At 68.1% G+C, this 24,898-nt stretch carries 31 protein-coding genes and 1 other RNA gene; 8 read left to right on the top strand and 24 right to left on the bottom strand.

Translation table 11 applies throughout. From position 1 onward, the window contains the following. Nucleotides 1–40 precede the first annotated feature (40 nt). Complete coding sequence (locus tag BLT19_RS10535; RefSeq protein WP_091489565.1) at nt 41–1,480, bottom strand: SPFH domain-containing protein; 1,440 nt, start codon at nt 1,478–1,480, stop codon at nt 41–43. Between the two features lie 172 nt (nt 1,481–1,652). Here BLT19_RS10535 and BLT19_RS10530 point away from each other — a divergent pair, with 172 nt between their 5' ends. Beyond that, complete coding sequence (locus tag BLT19_RS10530) at nt 1,653–1,880, top strand: RNA-binding S4 domain-containing protein (protein WP_091489562.1); 228 nt, start codon at nt 1,653–1,655, stop codon at nt 1,878–1,880. Nucleotides 1,881–1,883: 3 nt separating this feature from the next. Here the strand turns inward: BLT19_RS10530 and BLT19_RS10525 are convergent, their stop codons facing one another. Then, the gene (locus tag BLT19_RS10525; RefSeq protein ID WP_091489560.1) at nt 1,884–2,162 is read right to left on the bottom strand and encodes a hypothetical protein; all 279 of its coding nucleotides are present in this window, start codon (nt 2,160–2,162) and stop codon (nt 1,884–1,886) included. Nucleotides 2,163–2,197: 35 nt separating this feature from the next. Here BLT19_RS10525 and BLT19_RS10520 point away from each other — a divergent pair, with 35 nt between their 5' ends. After that, the gene (locus tag BLT19_RS10520) at nt 2,198–2,500 is read left to right on the top strand and encodes a hypothetical protein (RefSeq protein WP_157681842.1); all 303 of its coding nucleotides are present in this window, start codon (nt 2,198–2,200) and stop codon (nt 2,498–2,500) included. Between the two features lie 6 nt (nt 2,501–2,506). Here BLT19_RS10520 and BLT19_RS10515 read toward each other — a convergent pair whose 3' ends face one another. The 4 genes from BLT19_RS10515 to BLT19_RS10500 form a co-directional block, all read right to left on the bottom strand. Continuing rightward, nucleotides 2,507–2,827, bottom strand: coding sequence for a hypothetical protein (locus BLT19_RS10515; protein ID WP_091489557.1), 321 nt, complete (start codon nt 2,825–2,827; stop codon nt 2,507–2,509). 95 nt (nt 2,828–2,922) lie between these two features. Then, the gene (locus BLT19_RS10510) at nt 2,923–3,117 is read right to left on the bottom strand and encodes a hypothetical protein (protein WP_091489554.1); all 195 of its coding nucleotides are present in this window, start codon (nt 3,115–3,117) and stop codon (nt 2,923–2,925) included. 50 nt (nt 3,118–3,167) lie between these two features. Further along, nucleotides 3,168–3,386 (bottom strand): hypothetical protein, encoded by a 219-nt coding sequence (locus BLT19_RS10505; protein ID WP_091489552.1) that lies wholly within the window; start codon nt 3,384–3,386, stop codon nt 3,168–3,170. Nucleotides 3,387–3,398: 12 nt separating this feature from the next. After that, nucleotides 3,399–4,289, bottom strand: a complete 891-nt coding sequence (locus tag BLT19_RS10500) for an aldo/keto reductase (protein ID WP_091489549.1) — start codon at nt 4,287–4,289, stop codon at nt 3,399–3,401. Between the two features lie 215 nt (nt 4,290–4,504). Here BLT19_RS10500 and BLT19_RS10495 point away from each other — a divergent pair, with 215 nt between their 5' ends. Continuing rightward, complete coding sequence (locus BLT19_RS10495; protein WP_091489547.1) at nt 4,505–5,260, top strand: SDR family oxidoreductase; 756 nt, start codon at nt 4,505–4,507, stop codon at nt 5,258–5,260. Nucleotides 5,261–5,379: 119 nt separating this feature from the next. Here BLT19_RS10495 and BLT19_RS10490 read toward each other — a convergent pair whose 3' ends face one another. From BLT19_RS10490 to ssrA, 5 genes are all read right to left on the bottom strand, one after another. Beyond that, nucleotides 5,380–5,799 (bottom strand): sigma-70 family RNA polymerase sigma factor family protein, encoded by a 420-nt coding sequence (locus BLT19_RS10490; RefSeq protein ID WP_091489544.1) that lies wholly within the window; start codon nt 5,797–5,799, stop codon nt 5,380–5,382. Continuing rightward, nucleotides 5,796–6,689 carry an RNA polymerase sigma-70 factor gene (locus BLT19_RS10485; protein ID WP_231917617.1) on the bottom strand — a complete coding sequence of 298 codons (894 nt, stop codon included), beginning with the start codon at nt 6,687–6,689 and terminating at the stop codon, nt 5,796–5,798. Before BLT19_RS10485 ends, BLT19_RS10490 begins: the two co-directional genes overlap by 4 nt. Before the next feature lie 109 nt (nt 6,690–6,798). Next, on the bottom strand, nt 6,799–7,560 hold the full coding sequence (locus tag BLT19_RS10480) for an SDR family oxidoreductase (protein ID WP_091489542.1): 762 nt from the start codon (nt 7,558–7,560) through the stop codon (nt 6,799–6,801). A 441-nt stretch (nt 7,561–8,001) separates the two neighbouring features. After that, complete coding sequence (locus BLT19_RS10475) at nt 8,002–8,574, bottom strand: YdeI/OmpD-associated family protein (RefSeq protein ID WP_091489539.1); 573 nt, start codon at nt 8,572–8,574, stop codon at nt 8,002–8,004. Between the two features lie 191 nt (nt 8,575–8,765). After that, nucleotides 8,766–9,135, bottom strand: a transfer-messenger RNA (tmRNA) gene (ssrA, locus tag BLT19_RS10470). A 125-nt stretch (nt 9,136–9,260) separates the two neighbouring features. Here ssrA and BLT19_RS10465 point away from each other — a divergent pair. Genes BLT19_RS10465 through BLT19_RS10455 form a run of 3 tightly spaced genes read left to right on the top strand, consistent with a single transcriptional unit; the run spans nt 9,261 to nt 12,785 of the window. Then, on the top strand, nt 9,261–9,935 hold the full coding sequence (locus tag BLT19_RS10465) for an SIMPL domain-containing protein (protein WP_091489537.1): 675 nt from the start codon (nt 9,261–9,263) through the stop codon (nt 9,933–9,935). Nucleotides 9,936–9,979: 44 nt separating this feature from the next. Continuing rightward, nucleotides 9,980–11,266 carry a M20/M25/M40 family metallo-hydrolase gene (locus tag BLT19_RS10460; RefSeq protein ID WP_091493783.1) on the top strand — a complete coding sequence of 429 codons (1,287 nt, stop codon included), beginning with the start codon at nt 9,980–9,982 and terminating at the stop codon, nt 11,264–11,266. A 52-nt stretch (nt 11,267–11,318) separates the two neighbouring features. Continuing rightward, nucleotides 11,319–12,785: an MFS transporter gene (locus BLT19_RS10455; protein WP_091489534.1), complete on the top strand. Its 1,467-nt coding sequence runs from the start codon at nt 11,319–11,321 to the stop codon at nt 12,783–12,785. 20 nt (nt 12,786–12,805) lie between these two features. On the opposite strand, the gene smpB is transcribed toward BLT19_RS10455, so the two are convergent. The 5 genes from smpB to prfB all read right to left on the bottom strand — a co-directional run bounded on the left by smpB (nt 12,806) and on the right by prfB (nt 17,187). Continuing rightward, nucleotides 12,806–13,282, bottom strand: a complete 477-nt coding sequence (gene smpB / locus BLT19_RS10450) for an SsrA-binding protein SmpB (protein WP_091489532.1) — start codon at nt 13,280–13,282, stop codon at nt 12,806–12,808. 82 nt (nt 13,283–13,364) lie between these two features. Then, nucleotides 13,365–14,279: a permease-like cell division protein FtsX gene (gene ftsX / locus BLT19_RS10445; protein ID WP_091489530.1), complete on the bottom strand. Its 915-nt coding sequence runs from the start codon at nt 14,277–14,279 to the stop codon at nt 13,365–13,367. Further along, nucleotides 14,276–15,439 carry a cell division ATP-binding protein FtsE gene (gene ftsE, locus BLT19_RS10440; protein WP_091489528.1) on the bottom strand — a complete coding sequence of 388 codons (1,164 nt, stop codon included), beginning with the start codon at nt 15,437–15,439 and terminating at the stop codon, nt 14,276–14,278. The genes ftsX and ftsE overlap by 4 nt, the downstream gene beginning before the upstream one ends. A gap of 173 nt (nt 15,440–15,612) precedes the next feature. Next, nucleotides 15,613–16,056 (bottom strand): GNAT family N-acetyltransferase, encoded by a 444-nt coding sequence (locus BLT19_RS10435; protein WP_091489525.1) that lies wholly within the window; start codon nt 16,054–16,056, stop codon nt 15,613–15,615. Between the two features lie 21 nt (nt 16,057–16,077). Continuing rightward, the gene (prfB, locus tag BLT19_RS10430; protein ID WP_091489522.1) at nt 16,078–17,187 is read right to left on the bottom strand and encodes a peptide chain release factor 2; all 1,110 of its coding nucleotides are present in this window, start codon (nt 17,185–17,187) and stop codon (nt 16,078–16,080) included. Here prfB and BLT19_RS10425 point away from each other — a divergent pair. Further along, on the top strand, nt 17,186–18,490 hold the full coding sequence (locus BLT19_RS10425; protein ID WP_231917615.1) for an MFS transporter: 1,305 nt from the start codon (nt 17,186–17,188) through the stop codon (nt 18,488–18,490). The two genes, prfB and BLT19_RS10425, sit on opposite strands and share 2 nt — an antisense overlap. 131 nt (nt 18,491–18,621) lie before the next feature. Continuing rightward, nucleotides 18,622–18,819 (top strand): hypothetical protein, encoded by a 198-nt coding sequence (locus BLT19_RS17985; RefSeq protein WP_231917613.1) that lies wholly within the window; start codon nt 18,622–18,624, stop codon nt 18,817–18,819. Between the two features lie 81 nt (nt 18,820–18,900). Here the strand turns inward: BLT19_RS17985 and BLT19_RS10415 are convergent, their stop codons facing one another. From BLT19_RS10415 to BLT19_RS10380, 8 genes are all read right to left on the bottom strand, one after another. Continuing rightward, complete coding sequence (locus BLT19_RS10415; protein ID WP_231917611.1) at nt 18,901–20,184, bottom strand: ABC transporter substrate-binding protein; 1,284 nt, start codon at nt 20,182–20,184, stop codon at nt 18,901–18,903. Nucleotides 20,185–20,321: 137 nt separating this feature from the next. Beyond that, nucleotides 20,322–20,759, bottom strand: a complete 438-nt coding sequence (locus tag BLT19_RS10410) for a pilus assembly protein TadG-related protein (RefSeq protein ID WP_091489519.1) — start codon at nt 20,757–20,759, stop codon at nt 20,322–20,324. Then, entirely contained in the window at nt 20,756–21,244 is a 489-nt protein-coding gene (locus BLT19_RS10405; protein ID WP_091489517.1) for a TadE family protein, read from the bottom strand. The genes BLT19_RS10410 and BLT19_RS10405 overlap by 4 nt, the downstream gene beginning before the upstream one ends. Beyond that, nucleotides 21,219–21,641 (bottom strand): TadE family protein, encoded by a 423-nt coding sequence (locus BLT19_RS10400; RefSeq protein ID WP_269457409.1) that lies wholly within the window; start codon nt 21,639–21,641, stop codon nt 21,219–21,221. The genes BLT19_RS10405 and BLT19_RS10400 overlap by 26 nt, the downstream gene beginning before the upstream one ends. A gap of 3 nt (nt 21,642–21,644) precedes the next feature. Further along, nucleotides 21,645–21,845, bottom strand: coding sequence for a hypothetical protein (locus BLT19_RS10395; RefSeq protein WP_091489515.1), 201 nt, complete (start codon nt 21,843–21,845; stop codon nt 21,645–21,647). Nucleotides 21,846–21,863: 18 nt separating this feature from the next. Then, complete coding sequence (locus tag BLT19_RS10390) at nt 21,864–22,796, bottom strand: type II secretion system F family protein (protein ID WP_231917608.1); 933 nt, start codon at nt 22,794–22,796, stop codon at nt 21,864–21,866. Then, a complete protein-coding gene (locus BLT19_RS10385; RefSeq protein WP_091489513.1) occupies nt 22,793–23,650 on the bottom strand; it encodes a type II secretion system F family protein in 858 nt (285 codons plus the stop codon). Before BLT19_RS10385 ends, BLT19_RS10390 begins: the two co-directional genes overlap by 4 nt. Beyond that, a complete protein-coding gene (locus tag BLT19_RS10380; RefSeq protein ID WP_091489511.1) occupies nt 23,647–24,819 on the bottom strand; it encodes a CpaF family protein in 1,173 nt (390 codons plus the stop codon). The genes BLT19_RS10385 and BLT19_RS10380 overlap by 4 nt, the downstream gene beginning before the upstream one ends. Between the last annotated feature and the right edge of the window lie 79 nt (nt 24,820–24,898).

The following is a 24,898-nucleotide window of genomic DNA, read 5'->3' as shown; positions in this document are numbered from 1 at the left end:
ATGCGATCGGAGCCCGGCGAATTCCGAGCGAACCGCAGGCTCAGGCCACAGGCACCTCGACCTCGCCGGAGGAGGCGGCGGCTTGCGCAGCCCCCTCGGCGAGTCCACGCCCGAGCGACTGTCCCTGGATCACGGCGCTCAGGTCCAGGCCGGTCGCCGCCTTCACGCTCTCGAACGTCGCGGTCAGGCTCGTCGACTGCTCACGCGCGATGTGGGTGGCCGCGCTGTCGCCGCCGATCAGCGTGATGCTCCCGACCCGCTCGTAGCCCTTCGCGAATTCGGCCATGAGCTGCGGGAGCTGACCGATGATCTCTCGCGTGAGGATCGCATCCTGGTTCTCACGCAGAGCTGCGGCCTCAGCCGCGATCGCCTCCGCTGTGGCCGCACCGCGCAGGCGGATCGCCTCGGCTTCCGCCTCCGCACGAACCCGCACGGCTGCCGCCTCCGCCGCCGCGGACGCCTCGCGCGCCTCGGCCTGCGCGCGGACGGCGTAGGCCTCGGCGTCGGCCCGCTCCTGGGCGACCTGGCGATCGGCCTCCGCCTTCTTCTGCTGGCGGTACGCCTCGGCATCCGCGGATGTCTGCTGCTTGTACTTATCGGCGTCGGCGACCTTCTTCACCTCGGCGTCGAGGCGCGCCTGAGTGTTGTTCGCCTCCTGCAGCAGGACGCCCTGCTCGGCCTCGGCGCGAGCGAGGTTCTCCGACTGCTCGGCTTGCGCATTCGCGCGACCGACCTCGGACTGGGCCGCAGCCGAGTTCTTGTCCAGGGCGGTCTGCTCGATGAGGTTCGCCTCGTCGGCGGCGAGCTGACGCTTCTTGACCTCCCGCAGTGCATCGATCTCGGCGATGTCGGCCTCGCGCTTGACACGCTGGACCTCCTTCGCGCCGAGGGCGGAGATGTAGTCGTTCTTGTCGGTGATGCCCTGGATGGCGAACGAGTCCAGCACCAGGCCCTGGGCGAGCAGGTCGCCCGAGATGCCCTCGGCGATCTCGTCGCTGAGCTTCTGTCGATCCTGCATGACCTGCTCGACCGTCAGCTTCGCCACGACGCCGCGAAGCGCGCCCTCCAGCTGTTCCGTCGTGAAGATCACGATCGCGTCATCCTGCGAGGCGAAGCGCTCGGCAGCCCGGCGGACCTGGTCCGGCGTCGAGCCGATCTTGACCAGTGCGACACCCGTCAGGTCGATGGTGACGCCGTTGATCGTCTGCGCGGTCGGCTCGAACTTGATCTGGCGTGACCGCAGCGAGACCTTGTCCGAGCGCTGCGTCAGCTTGTTGACGAACGCTCCACGACCGCTGATGACGGTCATCTTGTTCGCTTCGCCCTCGGTGCTGTCCCGGGCCTTCTTTCCGACGATGACGATCGCCTCGTCAGCCTTCGGGACCTGGTACCAGGCGCGGAAGATGAAGAACCCGATCAGCGCCAGGAAGAAGATGACTCCGGCGGCGACCGCGATGCCGATGAGCAAGAACAGATCCATAGTCCAGGTTCCTCTCGTGTGGGCCGGCCGTTCACAAGCCCTCTGACGAACCTATGCGAATTCGGCCATATGACCCATTTCTATTCTGCTGGAGAACATCGACGACCCGCGGGTGACGGAGGTCATCCCGGACTTCCTCCAGCAGCATCCGCTCACCGGATAGCATTCCGGAATGACCACGCAGCATCCGATCCGCGATGTGCCGATCGGCAGCGAGATGATCCGCCTCGGTCAGTTCCTCAAGTTCGCTGGGCTGCTCGACTCCGGCGGAGACGTGAAAGAGGCCATCATCGACGGCTTCGTATCGGTGAACGGCGAGGTCGATCGTCGCCGCGGCCGGCAGCTGAAGGTTGGCGACGTGGTCAGCCTCGACGGACACCGTGTCCGAGTCTGCCCCTGATCTTCAGATCAGCGTGCGCCGAGCCTCTCGCACCGCCGACTCGAACGCCTCCTGCGCATCGGGTTCGCGACCCGCGTCCAGCGTGGCATGAGGTCTGACCGTGCGGCCCAGCGCCTGCATCGCGTCCAGCGTGGCTCCGACCGCATCGCGGGTCTGCGCATCAGCAGCCAGCGCCCGGCTCGACCGCAGGTAGCTCAGGATCGCGACGACCAGCGCACCCGCTCCCGTCAGGCCGCCGACAAGTGAACTGATGCTCGAGATCCAATCCGTGACCGATGGCATGGCGCAACGATAGCCGGAGCGCCTAGCCTGTGCGCATGGCTGATCGCTCCGTGCTCTCGCTCTGGTCGAGCGGTTCGGTACTCTCGATCGCATCGAAGAACTCGGTCCTGTCGATCGGCAGCGTGGGTTCAGCGCTGTCGATCGGTTCGATCGGCTCGTTCGCGTCCGTCCTCGCCATCGGCTCGGCCGTCTCGGCTGTCGCGGTCCTGTCGTGGGTGTCGATCGCCTCCGTGATGTCGGCGGTATCGAAGTGCACCGTCATGCAGAGCGCGATCTCCGTGGACGAGCACTCCCGCTGGAACGGACTCGAGCACAGCCGGATCCGGGCAGGACGCTAGCGCTTCTCAGCGCGATTCGCCGGCGACGTCGTCGACGGCGCCGACCCACACCCAGCATCGGTGCGTCGTTCCGCTGACCGTGAAGCGGATGCCGACGGCCTTCGCCGTCCACATGCATGCCTCCGCGTCGACCTGGACCGGGGTGGCGCCGAAGCGGACCCATGCTTTCACGATGCGCGGTCGCGGGTCCGATGTGACAGGGAGGACGTCACGCGCCTGCTCGGCGCGGCTGAGTGTCTCGAGCGGACCGGATGCGGCGATGCGCTGGAGCGCTCGCTCGTCCATCTGCCGGTCGACGCTCGCGGCGTACCGTCTGTTCGTCCCCACTCGAGCGCGCCCTTCCCCGCTCGAGGATGCCAGGGTGCGCCGACATCACCCCATCGAGACGACCCCGACCGGATCGTGTCACGGCGCCCTGGTCGTCAGGCGCGGCGGAGCTGAACGATGGACAGGACGGTGATCGCGATACCGGCGATCAGCATGACCCATCCGAGGACGGGTTCGTTGCTGCCGACGATGCCCCAGATCCCGACGCCGACGAGAGCCAGCGACAGGACGAGGCCGAGGATCATGTAGATGCGGTAGCGGGTCGGTCCCATCTGCGACTCAGATTCCATGCCCGCACTCTATCGAGACCTGCCGGCCGCGCGCGGACGACCCGGCTGGCTCAGAGACTGGTTCCGCACCCGTCGCGGGCGTCGCACCACTCGTGGGCGGAGTGGTCGATGACACCGTGGTCGCGGATGAGCATGTCCACGAGTTCGAGTCGTTTCAGGATCTGGTCGCGCTCGGTCGCGGTCAAGTACTTGAAGGTGGGCGGGCGCATCGACTCCGCGATGGTCTCGCGTCGGCGCACCAGTGCGGGCGGAACGGGGACGGCAGGCACGACGGTCTCGCGTCAGTCGAAGATCCCGACCGACTCCGACAGGCTGGTCACCTCGTCGGCGGTGAGTTCCAGATCGGCGGCGAGAGCCGAGTCGGTGATCGATGCAGCGCGGCGCGCCCCGGGGATCGGAATGACGTGCGGGTCGAGCGCCAACTCCCACGCGAGCACGGCCTGCTGCGGGCTGACACCGTGCGCATCGCCGACCTCGCGGAAGGCCGAATACCGGTCACCGACGCTGCTGGCGCCCCCGCCGGTGCCGCCGAGGGGGCTCCACGGCAGGAACGCGATGTCGTGGTCGGCGCAGAAGCGCAGTTCGTCGATGCTTCCCGGATGCTTCGGCGAGAACTCGTTCTGCACGCTGGCGAGATTTCCTTCGCCGAGCACGTCGAGCGCGATCTGGATCTCCTCCACGCTGGCGTTCGAGATGCCGACCGCACGCACGAGACCGGCGTCCTGCAGCGACTTCAGACCTGTGATGATATCGGCGTACACCCGGGTGCGGTCGGGACGGTGGTACTGATAGAGCTCGATCCGGTCGACGCCGAAGATCTCGAGGGACTTCTCCACAGCCGAGCGTAGATACGCCTCGGAACCATCGCGGCCCTTGGCGCCGTCGTCGCCGAGCGTGATGCCGCCCTTGGTGGCGACGAAGACACCCGACGCATCGCCGTCCCACGTGCGGAGCGCCTCGGCGACGATGCGTTCGTTGTGCCCCATCTCCTCGCCGTCTGGGGCGTAGATGTCTGCGGTGTCGATGAGGGTGACGCCTGCGTCCAGCGCAGCGTGCACGGTTGCCACCGCATCCTCGAACGACGGGTATCTTTTGTCGTTGTTCATCGACAGGGGCATGGCGCCCAGGCCGATCGCCGAAACCTGTCGTCCGGCCAGTGTGCGCTGCTTCATTGCTTCTCCTTCTCGCGTCGTTCCAGCCTGCCAGACCCAGGTCGCACGAGGCGCGCGCGCGTGAGGCAGGACGGCACGCCCCTCGGCCGGGCCCACCCCGATACAAGTGCAGGACGCGATCGATTGCTTCTTCGGCGGTCGTCACAACGACCGCCTGGACCTTGTCATACCTGTGAGCGCGCACGCGCGCGCCCCAGATAGCGGAAGGCAGGGTCATGGCAAGAATCGTCGTCATCGGAGGCACGGGCCTCATCGGTTCGAAAGTCGTTGCAAAGCTCACTGAACACGGGCACGAGGCGGTCGCTGCCGCCCCGAACACCGGCGTGAACACGCTCACCGGTGAAGGAGTTGCGGCGGCGCTCGCGGGTGCGGATGTCGTCGTCGACGTGTCGAACTCGCCGTCGTTCGAGGAGAAGGACGTGCTCGACTTCTTTGTGACGTCCACGACGAATCTCATCGAGGCCGAGAAGGTCGCCGGAGTGAAGCACCATGTCGCGCTCACCATCGTGGGTACCGACCGGCCGCAGAACATCCTATACTTCCACGCCAAAGTCGCACAGGAGAAGCTCATCCGCGGCTCGGGCGTCCCTTACTCACTCGTGCACGCGACGCAGTTCTTCGAGTTCCTGGGGAGCATCGCGGACGTCTCGACGGAGGGCGACATCGTCCGCCTTCCGGGCGCGCTCATCCAGCCGATGGCGGCGGAGGATGTCGCGACTGCGGTGGCTCGTACGGCCGCCGGCGACCCGACCGGCGATATCGAGATCGCAGGCCCGGAAGCATTCGGTCTCGATGAGTTCGTGCGGCGCGGGCTCGCGTTCCGCGGCGATGCGCGGACCGTTGTCCGCGATGACGAGGCCCACTACTACGGTGCACGGATCGAAACGCGTACGCTGATCCCGGCCGAAGGAGCCGCGATCTTCGAGACGAGTCTGGAGCAGTGGCTGCCCCTCAACCCGCCCCGCAGGTGAGGACTCCTGGCCCTCGATCAACACTGAGCGAGATCGAAGCCAGGCCCGATGACCCAGCATCCGCCCTTCCGTTTCCGCACATCACGCGGAGACGGAAGGGCGGATTCGTCCGTCGGGTGTCATTCGACGTCGAAGCGGGCGATCTTGGCCGGATTCAGAACGATCCAGATGTGAGCGATCGCGTCCTGCTTCGATCCGACCATGACCACTCCCACCACAGCGTGATCGTCGCGGAGCAGTATCCCCGGCTCGCCGTTGACGGCTCGCTCCTCGAGCGTGACCCCCGCATACCGCGCGAGGATGGCCAGGATCAGATCGGGAACCGCGACAACACCGTCAGCCTGGTGCGAGGCGGACGGGACTGCGCCGCCGGTGTCGACGACGGCATCGACGTCAGCGGTCAGGAGGCGCGCGATCAGCGCAGTGTCACGCTGCCGGCAACCTGCGATGAGCGCTCGAACAGTCTCTCGAAGGCGCACCTGCTGGTCGGCCTTCGCCTGCGGATCGGAGTGCCGTGACGAGTTGCGCCACCATGTCATGCGCCCACCGTCGTGAGGTGGCGAAGCTTGTCGGGGGTCATGATCCAGAGCAGTTGGCGGATGCCGTCGGCGCCGGCCGTCACCGTGAGCGCCGTGGTCACAACGCCATCCTCGGAAAGGGTGACCGCGGGCTGACCGTTCACCTCGACCCAGTCGATCGTCTTTCCCGTCCAGAAGTGGCTGGAGAATGCGGCGACGAACATCGCCACCCGGGACTGTCCGATGACGGGGATTCGCGCGGCGAGCTTCACCCCGTTGCCGTCGGAGTAGCTCACGACGTCGGCCGCGAACAGCTCCTCCAAGGCTGCCGCGTTGCCGCGCTGCGCGGCGGTGAGGAATGCTTCAAGCAGCCGGCGTTGTTCTCCGGTCGCGGCGGTGGTGCGTCGTTCGGCGGCGAGGTGCTTTCGTGCGCGGCTGACGAGCTGGCGCGCGGATGCGGGCGTGGTCTGAACGATGTCGGCGATGCGATCGTAGGGGTAGTCGAACGCTTCGCGCAGCACATAGGCAGCACGCTCGGTGGGGGTGAGCTTCTCGAGCAGGATCAGCATCGCGTACTGCAGTGCTTCCCCCCGCTCGGCGCCCAGCGATGGATCGTCGGCCGTATTGATCGGCTCCGGGAGCCAAGGGCCGATGTAGGTCTCGCGCCGGGTGTGCGCCGACTGCAGTGAGTTGATCGAGAGCCGGGTGGTGATGGTCGACAGGAATGCGATCGGCTCGAGCACCTTGTCGCGGCGCGTGGACTGCCAGCGGATCCAGACCTCCTGCAGGATGTCTTCGGCATCCGCCACACTGCCCAGCATGCGATAGGCGATGCCGAACAGTCGTCGCCGACACTGCTCGAAGGCTTCCATCGCGACGGTCAGGTCCTGCTTGCTCGCGTCGTCTGGCACGTTCGTCCGCCTATCCCGGGATGTGGGCGCGACTGCGATCGCGTCCTGCCCTGCACTGTTGACAAGGCAGCGTGGGAGTTTGTGACACGATCGCGAAAATCGTCTCGCTTCAGTGTGGCACCACGACGCGCGTCTGCCACTCGTGCAGCCGCGTGGGACTGATTGTGGCGACCGCCTCGGGTAGAAGATCCCGCTCCGCCAGTCGGGCACCGAAATAGGTGCCGAGCGGATCGGCGACGACCTCGCGCTCGTCCTGCCGGAACCGCAGCTCACGCCGGGCGAGGTCGGCCAGGCCGAAGACCTCCGGTCCGGCGAACTCCACGATTCCGTTGACCGGTTCGCTGAGGGAGGTGACTGCCACGGCCGCTGCCACGTCATCCGCGGCCATCGGCTGAACGAGCACGTCGGCGACATGGGCAACCCGACCGCGCGTCGCTGTCTCTGTGATGCTGCGGATGAACTCGAAGAACTGAGTGGCATGCACGAGTGAGTACGCGTGCCCCGACTCGACGATGAGGCGCTCCTGCGCGGCCTTTGCGATGAAGTACCCGCCCTGCGACCTGGCGAGGCGCGCCGTGCCGACGACCGAGAGCGCGACGTGGTGGCGAACGCCGGCGGCAGCGCCGAAGGTCAGCAGGTTCAGAGTGGATGCCTCGAAGAACTCGAGTGCGCCGGCCGCATCCGTGTAAGACGAGTTCGACACGTCGATGACGGTCTCCGTTCCCTCGAGCGCGTCCGCGAGGCCGTCCTCCGTGAACGAGTTCACCCCCGTCGCTCGCGATGCGACGACGACCATGTGCCCCCCGCGATCGAGCACATCGACAAGTCGGCTGCCGATCAGACCGGTGCCTCCGATGACGGTGATTCTCATGTCGCATCCCTTCCTCAGTCAAATGATCTGACCGGGCAGGCGGGCGGCCTGTGACGGCACCGCCGGAATTGGTGGCCGTGTCACAACACCGATCGTCGCCCGGTCTCTCCCGGTGGCGCAGCCTCCTGTCGCCATCGATCAGGTCATCCACGTCCTGCGCAAACCCTTCGCGCAGCCCTGACTCCCCTCGAACACGACACCCATCAGAAAGCAGCAACATCATGCACGATCAGAAACCGACCATCGTCCTCGTCCACGGTGCCTTCGCCGCGGCGATCCTCGCCGTCGCGGAACCTCCCGGCGACGGCGCCGGAACCCCTTGACGCAAATGCGGATGCGAGCACATGATGCTCCACGATCGTCCGACTCGACGAGACGAAGCGAGACCGCGACCTCGAAGGACGCGAAGACTCCTGATCGATGATGTGATCGAAGAAGCGGTCAGGTGTAGTGCTGGATGCCCTTTGCCGCCTTGTCGACCACGTCCTGGACGCGCGCCGCCCGCACGGCCGGAGTCTTGATCGCGTTCAGACGGAAGAAGATCCGGAACCGGTCGGCCTTCGTCAGCCCGGCCACGAATGCGGCCGCGGCCGGGTTGGCGTCGAGGGCTTCCTGGAGCTCTTGCGGGGGTGCGGCATCCTTCTGTCGATAGGCCGCGTCCCATCGTCCGTCTGCCATGGCGCGTTCGACCTCGGCGATTCCACCCTCGCGCATCCGGCCCTCCTCGGTGAGCCGCGCGATGTGATCACGATTGATCTGCGACCACGGACTGTTCTTGCGCCGAGGCGAGAACGCATGGAGCACGTAGTCGTCGTCGAGACGCGCCACCTGGCCGTCGATCCATCCGAAGCAGAGGGCCACGTCCAGCGCCTCGCTCCACGACATGCCCGGCGCTGCGGACGTCTTCTTGCGGAGCTTCAGGCGAACGCCGTCCGCGCTGGGCTCGCCCGCCAGGTATTCATGCCATTCCCTGACCGTGAGGTCGAGGATCGGCTTGTCGGCGAAGCTCACCATGCGCTCAGTATGCATGACCCGCCCGACGTCCCTGAAGGAGCGGTGCAGGCGGGCGCGCGCATCGTGGGGCGCCGAGGTCAGGGGCCTGGCAGATCGCGCGCAGATGGCGAATCCGCACATGGAACCCGCCGACGAAAGACCCGAGGGCCGCGGAATTCCGCGACCCTCGGGCCCCATCACGTGACAGCGGATTGTGGAGATGGGGGGAATCGAACCCCCGTCCATCGCTGTGTCTCTGCGCCTTCTACGGGCGTAGCCTGTGCTGACGTTCTGCTCGGCCCCGACCTTTGCCACAGGCATCTAGGTCGACAGGCCCAGTCTGGAAAGAGTCCCGAGAGGCGTCCAGACGCCACCTCTCAGCAAGATCCCTAGATGACGCCAGGGTCCGTGTCGGGATCAACCACGGTCTGACGGACTATCGGGCTCGCTTAAGCAGCGAGGGCGAAGTCGTTGCGCGTTGTTTTGGCAACTATGTTTTTGCAGAGATCGTTTACGAGATAACCCTGCATCCTCGACCCGCTTCTCGCAGGAGCTCAGGCGATGTCGAAACCGATCATCCCCATGTACTCCCCTGTTTGCAGAGGGCCGCTGTCACGCACTGTGGAGTTTTCAACCGCTCGGCCGTTTCGGGCCGAGCATCACAGTCTACAACGGATAGCAGCATCCGCCCGCGTAGAGTCTGAGCCATGAGCGATGTCATCATCACGGTCCGAGGCGAGCACGAAGACCGCTTCGCCCCCGAACAGGGAATCGTCCACATCTCGGTCAAGGCCGAAGGCCGCGAACGCGGCGTCGTCGTCGAGCGCATCGCAGCGCTGGCCACACCCCTGCGCGAAGACCTCGCGGAACGCAAAGAGTCCGGCGCCATCAGTGAGTGGTCCAGCCAGCGCGTGTCCGTCTGGGCGAACCGTCCATGGAACGATCAGGGCAAACAGCTTGCGCTCGTCCACTACGCATCGGTCGAGATCACCGCGACCTTCACCGATTTCGCGAACCTCTCGTGGTGGGTCAGCGACATCGCGGAGCGCGATGGCGTGCAGATCAACAACGTCACCTGGTCGCTGAGTCCTACGACGGCGCGCGCCACCGAATCGGCCGTGGCCGCGCAGGCGGTGAAGGTCGCCGTCGACCGCGCAACCGCGTATGCGGATGCGCTCGGTCTGGCCTCCGTCGCCCCGCTAGAGATCGCCGACCTCGGACTCCTCCAGCGCAACGAGGCCCAGCCGTCACCGGCGCCCAAGATGATGCGCGCAATGGCGATGGGAGCGATGGATGCCTCGGGCGGCGCGCCCGCCATGGAATTCCAGCCCGAGGACATCGTGGTCACCGCCGCCGTCGAGGCGCGCTTCACCGCCTCGTGAGTTCGGAGACCGCTCGCCCGGGCATCGCCGAACGCCTCTCGCGCATGGTCCAGCTGCCCACGGTCAGCGCAGAGCTGGATCAACGCGGGCCGCAGCCGTTCGAAGACTTCGTCGCGCTCATCGCTGAGCTGTACCCACTGGTCCACGAGCACCTGTCTCTCGAGCGCATCACCGACTTCGGCCTGCTGTTCCGGTGGCAGGGCGCGACACGCAGCGAACCCGTCGTCCTCATGGCCCACTACGACGTGGTGCCGGTCGACGAGGCCGACGAGTGGACCTATCCGCCGTTCCAAGGCCGTATCGCCGATGGCTGGGTCTACGGCCGAGGCACGCTCGACGACAAGGGACCGCTGCTGGTGGTGCTCGAAGCGGTCGAGAACCTGCTCGCCGAAGGATCCACGCCGCCCCGCGACGTGTACCTCTCGTTCGGTGGCAACGAGGAGACCTACGGCTCGGCGGCGCAGCAGATAGCCCAGACCTTCAAGGACCGCGGCATACTCCCCTGGCTCGTGCTCGACGAAGGAGGCGCGATCGTCGACGCCCCGCTCCCTTTCGCGCTCGGCGAAGCCGCCATGGTCGGCGTCGGCGAGAAGGGCGTGCTGACGCTGACGCTGTCCGCACGTGGCGACGGCGGCCACGCCTCCGCCCCTCCGCGCATCACCGCGGTGGGGAGGCTCGCCCGTGCAGTCGACCGTCTGAGCCCCTCGACCTTCCCCGCGCGGACCCCCGCGGCCATCACGCGGATGCTCGGACTCTTCGCGAATCGCGCGTCCGGCGGCCCGCAGGCCCTGCTGCGCCTCCTCGCCACGTTCCCCTCGCTGACCGCTCGCGCGTTCGCGGCGATGGGCGGCGAACCGGCCGCGCTCGTGCGCACCACCGTCGCGGCGACGATGCAGCAGGGCGGCACCGCTGCCAATGTGCTGCCGTCACAGGCATCCGTCACCATCAACCTGAGGATCGCGCTCGGCGAGACCACCGCCGCGACCGTCGAGCGGGTCCGCAGGCGTATCGCCGACCCGCTCGTGCAGATCACCGTCGTCGAGGCGAGCGAGCCCTCACCCGAGTCACCGACCGACAATGCACAGTTCGCATTGCTCACGGATGCGGTCGCAGCCGCGTTCCCGAACGCCTCGACCGTCCCATACGTGATGATGGCGGCAACCGACTCGCGGCACTTCCATCGTTTCGCACCGGCGGTCTACCGTTTCGCGCCGCTGGAGATGTCCAATGCCCAGCGGGCGTCGATCCACGGCGTCGACGAGCGGGTCGAGATCGCTTCGCTCGAGCGCGGAGAGCAGTTCCACCGCGCTCTGTTGCAGCGGCTACAGTGATCTGACCCGACCCTCGCCAGGCGTGCGGGACCCGCACCCGGAAGGACCCGCGATGACGCGCTCACGACTGTTCGGCACCCTCGCGGGTGTCGTGGGCTTCCTCGCCTTCGTCGAGTTCACCAGCGGCATCCTGCAGGGCTATTACACCCCGATGCTCACCGACATCGCGCGCAACCTCGGCATCCACGACGCGGACGTCAACTGGCTCGAGGGGGCCCAGCTGATGTTGTCCGCGCTCGTCGTTCCGGCATTCGCGAAGCTCGGCGACATGGTCGGCCACAAGCGGATGCTGATGATCTCCACGGCACTGACGGCCGCGGCATCCCTCGTGCTGCCCTTCACCGACTCGTTCGCCGTCTTCCTGGTCGCCTGGGCGCTGCAGGGGTTCTATGTGGTGTGGCTGCCGCTGGAGATCGCGCTGATCTGGTCGCGCTCGCGCTCCATGCAGGGTCGCGCGGTGATCACCGCGCGCGCCGCAGGGCTGCTGGTGGCGGCGCTCGAACTGGGCGCGATCACCGGCGCGCTCGCCGGCGGGCTACTGGTGGACGCGCTGCCGTTGACGGTGGTACTGCTCGTGCCGGCGATCGCCGTCGTGATCTGCTTCTTCGTGATCTGGTTCGGGGTGAAGGAGTCGCCCGAGCCGACCGGTGGGACCTTCGACACAGTCGGCCTCATCCTGGTCTCGATGGCGCTGATCGCCTTCACCGGCGGTTTGAGCTTCATGCGGCTGAACGGCGTGGACGATCTGTTCTCGTGGATTCTGGTCGGTCTCGGCGTGGTCCTCCTCTGGCCGTTCGCGCAGTGGGAGCTGCGCTCGACGGACCCGCTGATTGATGTGCGGATGTTCCGGTCGCCCGCGCTCGGCCCGGTCTTCCTCACCGCAGGTCTTTTCGGCGTCAGTGTGCTGGGAGCCCAGGCGCCGCTGTCGACGTTCGCCCGCACCGATCCGTCGGTGTACGGCTACGGCCTGGGCACGACCGGGTTCGCGACCTCGCTCATCATCGGCATCTATCTGATCGCGATGATCGTCGGAGCCCTGCTCTTCCCGGTGATCGCGAGACGCATCTCCCCGCGCGTGACGCTGATGGGCGCCTCACTCCTGGTCGCGATCGGCTTCCTGCTGTTCCTGCCCTTCCACGCGGCCTACGCACAGGTGATCACCAACATGGTGATCGTCGGCCTCGGCTCCGGCGCGCTGGTCGCGGCACTGCCGGTGGCTGCGGCATCCGCTGCTCCCGCCACCCAGACGGGCGTCGCCACCGGCCTGACGAACTCGGTGAAGACGGTCGGCGGTGCGATCGCATCGTGCGTCTTCGGTATCGCCCTGCTCCAGGGGGTGGCGACGAGTCCGGGCAACGCCGAAAGCACCGCTGGGTCGCTGTCGGGCTACTTCACGGTGTGGATCGTGTGCGGAGCGACCGCACTGGTGGCCGCCATCGCGCTCGCCTTCGTGCCGAAGCAGGCGTTCACCGACCGCGCGGTCGAAGCCGCGCAGTCGCAACCCGTCGCCCCGCACTAGCGCCGCTGGCGAGCAGGCGGTCAGTCGCCGAGGCGGTTCTTCGAGCGCATCGCACGCTCGGCTTCGCGCTTGTCCTGCCGCTCGCGCAGCGTCTGGCGCTTGTCCCACTCGTGCTTGCCCTTGGCGATCGCGATCTCGACCTTCGCCCTCCCGTCCGAGAAGTAGAGCTTCAGCGGGACCAGGGTGTAGCCACCGGCGGAGACCGCATGGGAGAGCTTGATGATCTCGTCCTTGTGCAGGAGCAGCTTGCGGGTGCGCTTCGTAGCGTGGTTGGTCCAGTGACCCTGCGAGTACTCGGGGATGTGCACGGCGTCCAGCCACGCCTCGCCGCCGTCGATGTAGGCGTAGCCGTCGGACAGGTTCGCGCGCCCCTGGCGCAACGACTTGACCTCGGTGCCCGTGAGCACCAGACCGGCCTCGTACGATTTCTCGATGTTGTACTCGTGGCGGGCGCGACGATTGGTCGCGACGACCTTCTCCCCGCGTTCCTTGGGCATGACTTCTCTCCTTCTCGCCGCCCGTCCGTCAGCGTGTCAACGGATCGCGGCAGCCCACCAGCATACAGCGGACGCGCGCTGGTCAGGCGCGCAGCCACCGCCGGATCGCGAACCCGGCCGACAATGCGGCCAGCAGCGCGCCGATCAGGATGAGGATGGGGATCACGATCCAGGCGTCCGAGATCGACACCCAGCTCGTGACGAACTCGATCCGCTGTCGCAGATACTGGTTCACGCCGAAGTGCACACCGGCCAGCACTGCGCCACCGGCGAGGATCGATCCCAGGAGCGCAGCGAACACGCCTTCGAGGATGAAGGGTGTCTGGATGAACCGGTTGGACGCACCGACGAGCCGCATGATGCCGACCTCGCGCCGTCGGGCATAGGCCGAAAGGCGGATCGTGGTCGCGATCAGCAGCACCGCCGCCACGAGCATGAGCGCCGCGATACCGACGGCGATGTAGGTCGCGACGGTCAGGGCGGAGAACAGCGGCTCGAGATACTGCAGCTGATCCTTGACTTCCTCCACGCCCGCCTGCCCACTGAAGGCTTCGACGATCACATCGGACTGGCTCTGATCGACGAGGTTGATCCAGTAGGTCTCGTTCAGCTGCTCCGGCGTGATCACACTGGCGTAGTCGTCGCCGAGCAGCTCGATCGCGTTCGCATACGCCTCGTCGCGGGTCTCGAAACGCAGGTCGCGGATCAGCGGCGCGATCGCCGGACCGTCGAGCTTGGCACTGACCTCATCCAGCTGGTCCTGGGTGGCGACACCATCGACGCAGGTGGGCGCCTGCGAGATCGATGTGCACATGTAGACGGCGACCTGGGCACGGTCGGCCCAGTAGTCCTTCATCTGGCCGATCTGCATCTGCATCAAGATGGCGGCGCCGACGAAGGTCAGCGAGACGAAGGTGACCAGGACCACCGAGATGACCATCGACGCGTTGCGGCGGAGTCCCGACAGCGCTTCGGAGAGAACGAGTCCGGCCCTCATGATGTCGGACCCACTTCGTCGTCGCTGTTCTTCTCGCCGCGTCCGAGGCCGAGCCGATCGGCCAGGCCGAGCTCGGCCACCTCGACCTCGGGGATGTCGATGACCGGCACCGGTGCGGTGCGAGGAACGGATGCCGCGGGCTGCAGTACCGGCTTCTCCTCCGGCGCGCGTGCCGGAGCCGGCGCGGGTTCGGCGACCTCGACGACGGCGACGACGTCGGCTTCGACCGGCGCGGTCGCCTCGACGATGTCGACGGGGGCGGCGGAGGGCGGTGCCTCGGGGACCTCCGCGACCGCGGTCTCGGCTGCGGCAACCGTGGTGGTCGCTGCCGCGACCGCATCCTGTACCGCGTCTTCGAGCTCGGGTCGCGGCGCCGTCGCGAGCGCGACCTCGCGCTGGACCTCGAGCACCGCGGTCAGGGCGGCGACGGACGCGGCTCCGATCTCGGGCTGCGGAGCCAGGCTCGGGATGTTCGACGTGTCTCCGTAGCCGCCGTGGCGCTCGTCGCGAACCATCTCGCCGTCCACCAGCTCGATCACGCGCCGCTGCATCTGGTCGACGAATCCCGCCTCGTGGGTGGCCATCACCACGGTGGTGCCGCCGGCGTTGATGCGGGCGAGCAGCTGCATGATGTCCACCGATGTCGCGGGGTCGAGGTTTCCGGTCGGCTCGTCGGCCAGCAGCACCTGCGGGCGGTTCACGAGCGCGCGCGCGATCGCGACGCGCTGCTGCTCACCACCGGAGAGCTCGTGCGGGAACCGCTTCTCCTTGCCGGCGAGCCCGACCAGTGCCAGCACCTCGGGCACCGCCTGCTGGATGAATCCTCGCGATGACCCGATCACCTGGAGCGTGAAGGCTACGTTCTGGAAGACGGTCTTGTTCGGCAGCAGTCGGAAATCCTGGAACACGGCGCCGACATGACGCCGGAAGTAGGGCACTTTGCGATTGGAGAGGCTCCGCAGGTCGCGGCCGAGGACCACTACTCGACCGTCGCTGGGGGTCTCCTCGCGGAGGATGAGCCGCAGGCACGAGGACTTGCCCGAACCAGAGGCACCGACGAGGAAGACGAACTCCCCGCGCAGCACCTCGAAGTCGACCGTGCTGAGGGCGGGTCTCGCGGTGCCGCGGTAGCGTTTCGTGACGTTTTCGAACCGGATCATGGCTCGACGAGCCTAAGCGGGCGCGGAGCGCCGGATCGCGTGCGACACCCGGGGCCGAGGCATTGGCTCGCAGGCTGTGAGCCGGCTATGCGGCAGGGTGCGTTCCGACGATCTCGCGCATTCGACGAGCCTGGCGCCGCGTCATCCAGTGCCCGACTGCGATCGGCCGGTCCTCAGAGCTCGAGTACGCCGACGATCTCCCCGAACATCTCGCCCTCCGGACGGAACCCGAGCTTCAGGTAGAAGCCTTCCGGGCCGTCGGCGGCCTGCTCCCACATGACGGTGATGCGTTCGTAGCCGCGACGGCGCGCCTCGGCGGCAACCTCTTGAACTGCGAATCGGCCCACGCCGCGACCTTTGGCCTCGTCCGCGACGTTGAGGCGCCAGATTCCGCCGCGGAACGCCGGGATCTCGTTGCCGGGATCCCAGTTGGCCATCACGAACCCGACGACGACCTCGTCGTCGAGGATGGCCCGTGGCCACGCGCTCGGCGTGACATACGCCTCGGCGATCGAATGCAGCACCGGCGCGACGTTCGCCTTTTCGCCGATGGCGGGCGGAATCGCAATGACTGCGGGCAGGATGTCGGCATCGAGTTCGACGAGGCGCAGGCTCATACCGTCAGTGTACGAAGGTGGTCAGTCCTCGGATGGGCGCTTGCGCCACTTGATGCCGGCGGCGATGAAGCCGTCGAGGTCGCCGTCGAAGACGGCCGCCGGGTTGTTGACCTCGTAGTCGGTGCGCAGGTCCTTGACCATCTGGTACGGCGCGAGCACGTACGAACGCATCTGGTCGCCCCAGCTCGCCGTGATGACACCGGCGAGGTCCTTCTTGATCGCCGCTTCCTGCTCCTTCTGGAGGATCAGGAGACGTGACTGCAGCACGCGCATGGCCGCCGCACGGTTCTGGATCTGGGACTTCTCGTTCTGCATCGACACGACGGTGCCGGTCGGCAGGTGCGTCAGGCGCACGGCCGAGTCCGTGGTGTTGACGGACTGACCACCGGGGCCCGATGAGCGGAAGACGTCCACTCGCAGGTCGGATTCCGGGATGTCGACCTCGACGGCCTCGTCCAGCAGCGGGATGACCTCGACCGCGGCGAACGACGTCTGACGCTTGCCGGCGGAGTTGAACGGACTCATCCGCACCAGGCGGTGGGTACCGGCCTCGACACTCAGCGTGCCGAAGGCGTAGGGCGCGTCGACCTCGAAGGTCGCCGACTTGATCCCGGCCTCTTCCGCGTAGGACGAGTCCATGATCGTGACCGGATACTTGTGCTGCTCGGCCCATCGCAGGTACATCCGCAGCAGCATCTCGGCGAAGTCGGAGGCATCCACCCCACCCGCGCCGGCACGGATCGTGATGACGGCCGGTCGGTTGTCGTACTCGCCGTCCAGCAGGGTCTGCACCTCCAGCTGCCCGACGATGTCCTCGAGCTCAGCGAGCTCGTGCCGGGCCTCTTCGGCCGCATCCTCGTCGTCCATCTCATTGGCCAGCTCCACCATGACCTCGAGGTCGTCGAGCCGGCGGTCGATGCCCGAGATGCGCGCCAGCTCGGACTGCCGGTGGCTCAGTGCGCTGGTGACCTTCTGCGCCTTCTCGGTGTCGTCCCAGAGGTCGGGCGCCCCGGCCTCATCGCTGAGCCGGGCGATCTCGGTGGTGAGCGCGTCGACGTCGACCACGGTCTTGATGTCGGCGAACGTGGAGCGCAGCGCCTGGATATCGGCGGAAAGATCGAAATCGAGCATGACACTCCAGACTAACGTGGATGCAGTGACCGACCGCGCCTCCGACATCCTCTGGCGCTTCGCTCCGATGATCTACGGGCCCACCGTCCTCTTCGCCCTGGGCGAGGGTGCGGTGATCCCGCTGATCCCGATCATCGCCGCACAACTCGGTGCGGACGTCGCCACAGCGGCGCTCGTCGCCTCCGCGCTGGTCGTCGGGCAGCTGTGCGGCAACATTCCCGCCGGATGGGCCGTCGCCCGCGTCGGCGAACGCCTGACGATGGCATTCGCGGGCGTGCTCTCGATCGGCGGCGTGCTCGGGATGGTCTTCGCTCCGCAGCTCGGCGTGTTCGCGGCATCCGTCTTCCTCATCGGCTTCTGCGCCGCTGCCTTCGGCCTGGCACGCCACTCCTTCATGACGACCCGCGTGCCGATCGCGTTCCGTGCGCGGGCGCTGTCGCTGCTGGGCGGCTCGTTCCGCCTCGGAATGTTCGTCGGCCCGTTCATCGCGGCCGGTCTCCTGGCGCTGTTCGGGGACGAGCACGCCGCGATCTGGTTCTTCGGAGGATGCCTGGTCGCCACGATCCTCCTCGTCCTCCTCGGCCCCGATCCGGAGCGCGCGGTCGACGCCGCCGACTCCCCCGGGCCTGCCGCCCGACCCGCGGCGTTCGTCGAGGACAGCGGAGAATCGGTGACCGGCTCGATCCCCACCGCCGAGCGCGTCGGCGTCTTCCGCACGATGTGGCGCTACCGCCGGGTGCTCTCGCGCCTCGGGCTGGCCGCGGCCACGCTGTCGGCGATCCGCTCGGCGCGCCAGGTCGTCCTCCCGCTCTGGGGCTTTTCGATCGGACTGGATGCGGGGACGATCGCGCTGGTGGTCGGCGTGTCCGGCGCGATCGACTTCGCGCTGTTCTACGCGAGCGGGCAGGTCATGGATCGGTTCGGTCGCCTCTGGGCGGCGTTGCCGGCGATGATCCTGATGGGCGCCGGCTTCCTCGCGCTGGCTTTCACCCACGACCTGGTCAATGCGGCGATGTGGTTCGCGATGTTCGCCGCAGTCCTGGGCGTCGGAAACGGACTCTCCAGCGGGATCCTGCTCACCCTGGGCGCCGACGTGGCTCCGCCTGCCGATCCGGCGCCGTTCCTCGGCTCGTGGCGGACGCTCACCGACGCGGGCGGTGCGATCTCTCCCCTGCTCGTCTCGGCGATCACGGCGGTGTCCTCGCTCGCGATCGCGACGGGGGCGGTCGGGGTCATCGGGCTCGTGGGCGCGCTGGCGTTCGTGCGCTGGGTGCCGATGTTCGTGCCGCGCGCGCGGGACTGAGCGTGTCGTCGCAGACCATGCGGTTCTGCCGGAGCCGCAACGGCGGCCGCCGGTGCACGCGGGAGCTCGGTCACCCGGGTCTGCACCGCCATCGCGCGATCCTGTGGACGGCTGCCGGAGCTGATCCACTGATGTGCGCAGGGTCCCGGGAGCCGGGCACCCCAGCTCCGGTGCTCTCGACCGGCTTTCCGCACGGGCGCGCCCTGTGTGCGGTGTGCCTCGCGTTCGTCGCCCTGGATGAGTCCGGACGACTCGTCGTCCACGAGACCGGGATGACGGACGACGCTGAGCGCAGCGAGTGGTTCAATACGTTCGGGTGGGAGGGGTGAGCGACTCAGCCTCGCTGGCGGGAGACGCGGAACGGGCGGGATGCCGCCTCCGCAGCATCCCGCCCGTTCGCCGTTCTGAAATCAGCCGAGGATGACCTGCGCCTCGCTGAAGAACTCGGTGACCGCCTCATCGACCGTCTTGGTGCCGAGGCCGAGTTCCTTGCCGAGGTCCCAGAACTTCTGCTCGAGCGACCCGTAGCCCACGACGGCCGGCGGCGGGGTGTCGCCGATGCGGTCTTCGACCGACTCGATGTAGTCCGCGACCTGGGCGTCGGCGCCCTCGAGCGTCGCACCGGCCAGTTTGCTGCTGGAGGCCGGGAAGCCCAGCGTCGTGCCGAAGATCTCGCCGGCTTCGGGGCTGTTGACCACGTAGTTCAGGAAGATCGCGGCTGCCTCGGGGTGTTCGGTCTTCTCCGAGATGGCCACCTGCAGACCGCCCTGGCGATACAGGTCCTTCGCCTTGGGGTCGTTCGTCGGCGGCGCGACGATGGAGATCGAGGAGGCACCCGAATCGGCCAGGTACCCGCCGAGGAAGTTGCTCCAGCTCATCTCGCTGGCGGTGCGGCCGGCGCCGAAGCCGGAGATCGGGCTGATCTCCTCGAGCTGCTGCTGCGGGATGGTCACGCCGTCGCGGATGGCGGCACCGGACTCCCAGAAGTCGGCCAGTTCATCCTCGGTGAAGCCGAGCTCGCCGTCTTCGGTGTACAGGCTCTTGCCCGCCTCGCGCAGCTGCAGTTCGAAGACCTGGATGCGCTGGGTGTAGTCGGTACCGCCGTAGGGCGCGCCGCCGGTGGCGTCGGTGACGCTGGCCATCCAGTCGTCGAACTCCTCGTAGGACGTGCCGCCCTCGGGCAGCTCGAGACCTGCCGCCGCGACGAGGTCGTCGTTGACGAAGTTCGCCCAGACGCTGAAGCCGGTCGGCAGCGAGTACTGCTTGTCATCGAGGCGACCCGTGCCCAGCAGCGCGTCGTCGAAGGTCGAGAAGTCGACGTAGTCCGTGACGGTGTTCAGGTCCAGGATGTTGCCGGTCTGCCCGTACTGGCGCAGGTAGCTGTCGGAGAACTGGAACACGTCCGGCAGGTTCCCGCTCGCCGCCTCGACCTGACGCTGCTCCCAGTAGCTCGGGAAGTCGGTGAAGGTCGTGTTGATCGTGATGTTGGGGTATTCCTCGTTGAACTTCGCGATCAGATCCGTGTATCGGGTCGCGCGATCGTCGTTGCCCCACCACGCGAAGTCCAGCGTGACCTCTTCATCCGGGTCGTAAGCGTCGCCGGCGGGGGCGCTCGAGGAACTGCAGCCGGCCAGGACCAGCAGCGATGCGGCGGCGAGGGCCGCCACGATCGGGGTGCGCGTGCGGAACATCATCGTCCTTTCCTCGTCCGTCGTGGACGAGATCGAATGGGAGCGCCGTTCGGAAAGCGCTTGCCCGCTACGTTAGGCGGAGAAGGATCGGTTTCGCAACTACGGGATGAAACGTTTTTATCACGAAGCCGGGAAGGCGCTCAGCGCAGCGCCGTCCGGCTGGTCGCCGTCGCCTCCAGCGCGACGCCGTCCGGGACGAACAGCGCGATGATCGGCGGATGCCACGTCGAGGCGACCGTCACCCGCGCCGACGTGCCGTCGGGCGTGTCGGCATCCACGAGCACCGCCCCCGCCCCGACACCCGCGACGATCGCGTCGGCCTGGGTGCGGACATCGGATGCGGTGAGGTCGGCACGCGGCTCCCCCGTCGCGTCGAGCACGAGGGTGAAACCATCCGCACCGGCCAGCGCCGCGGCATCCGCGATCGCATCCAGCCGCTTCTGCGCGAGATAGAGGCTCGTCGCGTCCACGCAGACGAGGATGACCGCGATCGCGAGCAGGGCGTACCCGAGGGTGAGGATGAGGATACTGCCCACCTCGTCGCGGCCGAGCGGCGACTGCGCGCACGTCGATGTCATCCGCCGACCCAGAATCGTGAGACCTTCTGCACGGAAGAAGCCTCCAGCGGGATGCTCGCCAGGCTCTCGATGCCGAGGACCGGCGGAACCAGGGGCAGCGCGACCGTGGTGCGGACGGTGACGATCACAGTCGCCCCGGCCTGCGGGCAGGTCGCCCCTGCTGGGCGACACTGCATGGACACCTGCACGGCATCGGCGTCGAGTCCGTACTCGTCCACGACCGATCGGGCGATGCGGTCGGCTGCATCCTGAGCAGCGGCGGTACCGGATGCCGCGGACACCGCGCGGGCGATGTGGCGCGCACCTGCCTCCGCACCGAGCGACTGCCCCTGGATCAGACCCATCGTCACGATGAGGTACACCAGAGGCACGAGCAGCAGCAGCCCGACGAGGATGAACTCGAGCGCCGCCGAGCCGGCGTCATCGCCAACCGCGGCGCTGACCGAGCTCGAGCGACGCTCAGTCGAAGCTCTCGATCGGAGCATCCGCACTCACCTCCATCATGCGCGGCAGTCCGAGCAGGCCGGCCAGCGGCAGGGTCGCGCGGACGGTGACATGCACCGTCCGCTCACCGAGATCGTCCCGCTCGGCAGCCTGCACGTCTGCGGCGTAGTCGGCGCCGACCGTGCGCGCGACGATCTGCCGGGTTCGCTCGATACCGTCGCCGAGCGAGGTGTCCGCAAGGGCTGCGTGGTAGGCGCCCTCGACTGCCGCGTCGTGCACGACGTTGCGCACGTAGACCGTCAGGCCGAACTGCAGCACCGCGAGCGTCAGGACGCTCAGGAGCATCCCGACGAGCACGAATTCGACCGGGCTGGAGCCGTGCTCCTCGGCGAGGACGCGGCGCGGCCGCGGTTCCTCGCGTGCGAGCCCGACGCGCACGCGTCACAGTCCGGAGACGCGCGAGATCGCCTGCTGGAACAGATCGGCCAGTGCGGGGCCGGCCAGGGCCCAGATCACGACGACCAGTCCGGCGGTCATGAGCGTGATCAGGACCCAGCCGGGCACGTCGCCGCGCTCGTCGTCCAGCGCATCGGTCAGCCTGCTCTGCAGTCGCGTGATCGCGCGGTCGAGGTGGGTGCGCATATGTATCTCCTTCCGGCGTCAGCCGATTCCGAGTCGAAGAATGAAGATCCCGGGGAACACCGCGAACAGCACCGAGAGCGGCAGGATCAGGAAGACCAGCGGGATCAGCATGTAGATCTCCTTGCGCCCGGCGCGCTCGATCAGTCCTCGCTTCGCGTCCTCGCGCGCATCCAGCGCCTGAGAGTGGAGGACATGCGCGAGCGGGGCGCCGCGGTCGATCGCCGCGACGATCTGGTCGATGCTGCGCGTCACCGCGGGAATCTCCAGACTGCGCGCAGCGTGCGCGAGTGATTCGGCGAGGGTCGATCCGGTCCCGACCGCCAGGACGACGACGCGCAGTTCCCCGGTGAGCTCGCCGGTCGCGGCGCCGCTGACTCGCCGGAGTGAATCCAGGATGCCCTCCCCGGCAGACAGGCACAGCGCGAGGAACTCCAGGACCGTCGGCAGTTCCTCCTCGATCCGAGCCACGCGTGCCCGCGCCGCCGCTGTGAGGTGTGCGCCGCAGAGCAGTGCCGCGATGACACCGCAGATCGGCGGCAGCACGACGGCCGCCGTCGTCGCGCGGCCGAGAAGCACCAGGACGACGATTGCCAGCCCTCCGACGGCGACACCGACCACGGCCCACGCGAGCTGGCGGCCACGGAAGGTCGCGGCATCCATCACCCACCCCGCCTGCTGCAGCCGGCGCTGCACCGACGTGGAGCCGCCGATCGCCGCCGACACCCGTACCTGCACGCCGCGCCACCACGTGCCGATGTCCACCCCCGGTCCACGCAGGTCGGGCGTCATCCCGCGCGGATCCGTGATGTCGCGGATGTACGGGGCGATGCGGCGCGACAGCGATGGCGCACCCCAGCGCGGCGCGAGCGACAGCAGCAGGCACATCCCCAGACCGAACGCCGTGCCGAGCACGACCGCGTAGGCGAGATCCGTCGGACCGAACGCGATCACCCGAACCACCTCCGCGGTTCGGGCAGTCGGCCGATGCGCAGCATGATCCGGTACGCGACGAACGACACCGCCGCGCCGGCGAGGATGAGGGCGACGCCCTCGGCGCTTGAGTACGCGCGCGCACCCTCCGGACGCATCGCGAGCAGTGCGAGGATCACCCACGGCGCGGTCACCCCGAGGACCGCAGCCCCGCGGATCCACGACTGGCGCGACTCCACTTCGGCCCGCAGCGCGGCATCTGCACGCACCGAGGCAGCCAGCGCCCGCAGCACCGTGGTCAGCTCCGTGCCGCCGACCTGCCGCGCCATCCGCAGCGTCTCGATGATGCGATCGCCCACCGGGTCGGCCAGGGCGGTCTTCAACCGGGCGGCGCTCGAGTCGAAGTGGCCCGAGGCTGAGATGTCTCGGGCGAACGCGGCGAACGGCGGACGAAGGGGCGCCGGCGCCGAGTCGGCCAGACCGGCCACGGCGTCCGGCAGTGACATCCCCGCCCGCACCGACGCGATCAGCAGATCGCACAGATCCGGCCACAGCGTCCGTCGAGTGCGCACCAGGCGGGATCGGCGCGACCTCAGCCAGGCGAACGGGGCGAGCGCGCCCACCGCTGCGGCGACCACAGCGAGCGCGCCGACCTGCGTCAGCAGCCACGCCAAGGCCGCGCACAGGCCGGCGGAGGCGACAGCCGCGGCGATCACGCCGAACGGCGGCACCCGCGACATCCCGGCCGCCTCGAGGAGTCGCTCGACGCGACCGGCCGGCGCCGGCGTCCTCGGCGCCGTTCCCGCCGGCCACACCCATGGCGAGACCACCAGCAGCACGCCGGCTGCGAGTACCGCGCCCCAGACGAACGTCATGCTGCCGCCAGGTAGAGCGTGCGGGCGTCGATCGCACCGTCGCGCACCCCGACGGGCTCGACGATCTCGACGACGCGGCGCCTGCCGCTGTCGTCGCGCTCGCAGTGGGCGACCAGATGCACGGATGCCGCGACCGCCGGCACTACGAAGCCCGCGTCGATGTTCCGTCCGGCCAGAAGCGGCAGCGCGGCGAGCTTCGACAGCGCCTCGCGCGCCGAATTGGCGTGGATCGTCGCCGCACCCGGAACACCGGTGTTCAGCGCGAGGAGCAGGTCGAGCGCTTCGGCGTCACGGACTTCCCCGACCACGAGCCGGTCGGGCCGCATCCTGAGGGCTTCTTTCACCAGCCGTCGCAGCGACACCTCGCCGGTTCCCTCCAGGCTCGGCTGCCGCCCCTGAAGCGCGACGAGGTCGGCGGCCTCGACGCCGAGTTCGAAGGTCTCCTCGACGGTCACGATGCGGTGATGCGGCGGGCACGCGGCGATCAGGGCGCCCAGCAGCGTCGTCTTGCCGGCGTGCGTCGCGCCCGAGACGAGGATGCTCCGCCCCGACCCCATCGCGCCGCGCAGCAGGGCTGCGGCTGCAGGCTCGACCGAGCCCGCTTCGACGAGCCGATCGAGGTCCCGGTAGGCCGGCAGGAACTTCCGGACGTTGACCGACCAGTGGCGACGCGTGATGTCCGGGATGACGACGTGCAGCCGACTGCCGTCCGGAAGCGAGGCGTCCACGAAGGGCTGGCTCAGGTCGACGCGGCGACCGGTGGCATGCAGCATCCGCTCCACCAGATCACGCACCGCGGCGTCGGTGAGGGCCAGCGGCACTCGCTCGCTCACGCCACCCCGCGCGACGTAGATGCGATCGGGCGCATTGATCCACAGCTCCTCGACGGTCGGATCATCGAGGTATGCCTGCAGCGGTCCGTACCCGGCGACGGATGCGAGCACCTCGCGGACGCAGGCGTCCTCGTCATCGACCGGGGCGAGGCCCCGGGCGAGCGCGAAGTCGTTGTGCCGACGCACCTCGGCGTGGACGATCCGCATCGCGAGCTCGGGATCGCGCGCCGGATCGGTCCGCTCAGCGCGGAGGCGCTCGCGCACCCGCTCGGCGACCACCGCCGTGGTGGACGCCGTCGGACCGCCGGAGCGGCCGGGCGCGTACGCGAGACTCATCCGAGCATCCTCGCAAGGGTGCGGCGCGCGCCTCGGAAGTTATCCACAGCCGCACCCGGATCGCGGGGGTTACCCCCCA

Source organism: Microbacterium pygmaeum (assembly GCF_900100885.1).
Lineage (GTDB): Bacteria > Actinomycetota > Actinomycetes > Actinomycetales > Microbacteriaceae > Microbacterium > Microbacterium pygmaeum.
The sequence above is the reverse complement of the archived record's forward strand: the minus strand, read 5'-3'. Positions and strand labels throughout refer to the sequence as shown.

Excerpts from the sequence above, each read along its gene's own strand:
- BLT19_RS10465 (WP_091489537.1), top strand. The coding sequence starts at position 9,261 with ATGAGCGATGTCATCATCACGGTCCGAGGCGAGCACGAAGACCGCTTC.
- BLT19_RS10510 (WP_091489554.1), bottom strand. The coding sequence starts at position 3,117 with ATGGAATCTGAGTCGCAGATGGGACCGACCCGCTACCGCATCTACATG.
- BLT19_RS10425 (WP_231917615.1), top strand. The coding sequence starts at position 17,186 with ATGACACTCCAGACTAACGTGGATGCAGTGACCGACCGCGCCTCCGAC.
- prfB (WP_091489522.1), bottom strand. The coding sequence starts at position 17,187 with ATGCTCGATTTCGATCTTTCCGCCGATATCCAGGCGCTGCGCTCCACG.
- BLT19_RS10410 (WP_091489519.1), bottom strand. The coding sequence starts at position 20,759 with ATGACATCGACGTGCGCGCAGTCGCCGCTCGGCCGCGACGAGGTGGGC.
- BLT19_RS10535 (WP_091489565.1), bottom strand. The coding sequence starts at position 1,480 with ATGGATCTGTTCTTGCTCATCGGCATCGCGGTCGCCGCCGGAGTCATC.
- BLT19_RS10530 (WP_091489562.1), top strand. The coding sequence starts at position 1,653 with ATGACCACGCAGCATCCGATCCGCGATGTGCCGATCGGCAGCGAGATG.
- BLT19_RS10525 (WP_091489560.1), bottom strand. The coding sequence starts at position 2,162 with ATGCCATCGGTCACGGATTGGATCTCGAGCATCAGTTCACTTGTCGGC.
- BLT19_RS10520 (WP_157681842.1), top strand. The coding sequence starts at position 2,198 with ATGGCTGATCGCTCCGTGCTCTCGCTCTGGTCGAGCGGTTCGGTACTC.
- BLT19_RS10495 (WP_091489547.1), top strand. The coding sequence starts at position 4,505 with ATGGCAAGAATCGTCGTCATCGGAGGCACGGGCCTCATCGGTTCGAAA.
- BLT19_RS10455 (WP_091489534.1), top strand. The coding sequence starts at position 11,319 with ATGACGCGCTCACGACTGTTCGGCACCCTCGCGGGTGTCGTGGGCTTC.
- ftsE (WP_091489528.1), bottom strand. The coding sequence starts at position 15,439 with ATGATCCGGTTCGAAAACGTCACGAAACGCTACCGCGGCACCGCGAGA.
- BLT19_RS10435 (WP_091489525.1), bottom strand. The coding sequence starts at position 16,056 with ATGAGCCTGCGCCTCGTCGAACTCGATGCCGACATCCTGCCCGCAGTC.
- BLT19_RS10385 (WP_091489513.1), bottom strand. The coding sequence starts at position 23,650 with ATGACGTTCGTCTGGGGCGCGGTACTCGCAGCCGGCGTGCTGCTGGTG.
- smpB (WP_091489532.1), bottom strand. The coding sequence starts at position 13,282 with ATGCCCAAGGAACGCGGGGAGAAGGTCGTCGCGACCAATCGTCGCGCC.
- BLT19_RS10500 (WP_091489549.1), bottom strand. The coding sequence starts at position 4,289 with ATGAAGCAGCGCACACTGGCCGGACGACAGGTTTCGGCGATCGGCCTG.
- ftsX (WP_091489530.1), bottom strand. The coding sequence starts at position 14,279 with ATGAGGGCCGGACTCGTTCTCTCCGAAGCGCTGTCGGGACTCCGCCGC.
- BLT19_RS10475 (WP_091489539.1), bottom strand. The coding sequence starts at position 8,574 with ATGGTGAGCTTCGCCGACAAGCCGATCCTCGACCTCACGGTCAGGGAA.
- BLT19_RS10460 (WP_091493783.1), top strand. The coding sequence starts at position 9,980 with ATGGTCCAGCTGCCCACGGTCAGCGCAGAGCTGGATCAACGCGGGCCG.
- BLT19_RS17985 (WP_231917613.1), top strand. The coding sequence starts at position 18,622 with ATGTGCGCAGGGTCCCGGGAGCCGGGCACCCCAGCTCCGGTGCTCTCG.
- BLT19_RS10380 (WP_091489511.1), bottom strand. The coding sequence starts at position 24,819 with ATGAGTCTCGCGTACGCGCCCGGCCGCTCCGGCGGTCCGACGGCGTCC.
- BLT19_RS10480 (WP_091489542.1), bottom strand. The coding sequence starts at position 7,560 with ATGAGAATCACCGTCATCGGAGGCACCGGTCTGATCGGCAGCCGACTT.
- BLT19_RS10415 (WP_231917611.1), bottom strand. The coding sequence starts at position 20,184 with ATGATGTTCCGCACGCGCACCCCGATCGTGGCGGCCCTCGCCGCCGCA.
- BLT19_RS10395 (WP_091489515.1), bottom strand. The coding sequence starts at position 21,845 with ATGCGCACCCACCTCGACCGCGCGATCACGCGACTGCAGAGCAGGCTG.
- BLT19_RS10490 (WP_091489544.1), bottom strand. The coding sequence starts at position 5,799 with ATGACATGGTGGCGCAACTCGTCACGGCACTCCGATCCGCAGGCGAAG.
- BLT19_RS10405 (WP_091489517.1), bottom strand. The coding sequence starts at position 21,244 with ATGCTCCGATCGAGAGCTTCGACTGAGCGTCGCTCGAGCTCGGTCAGC.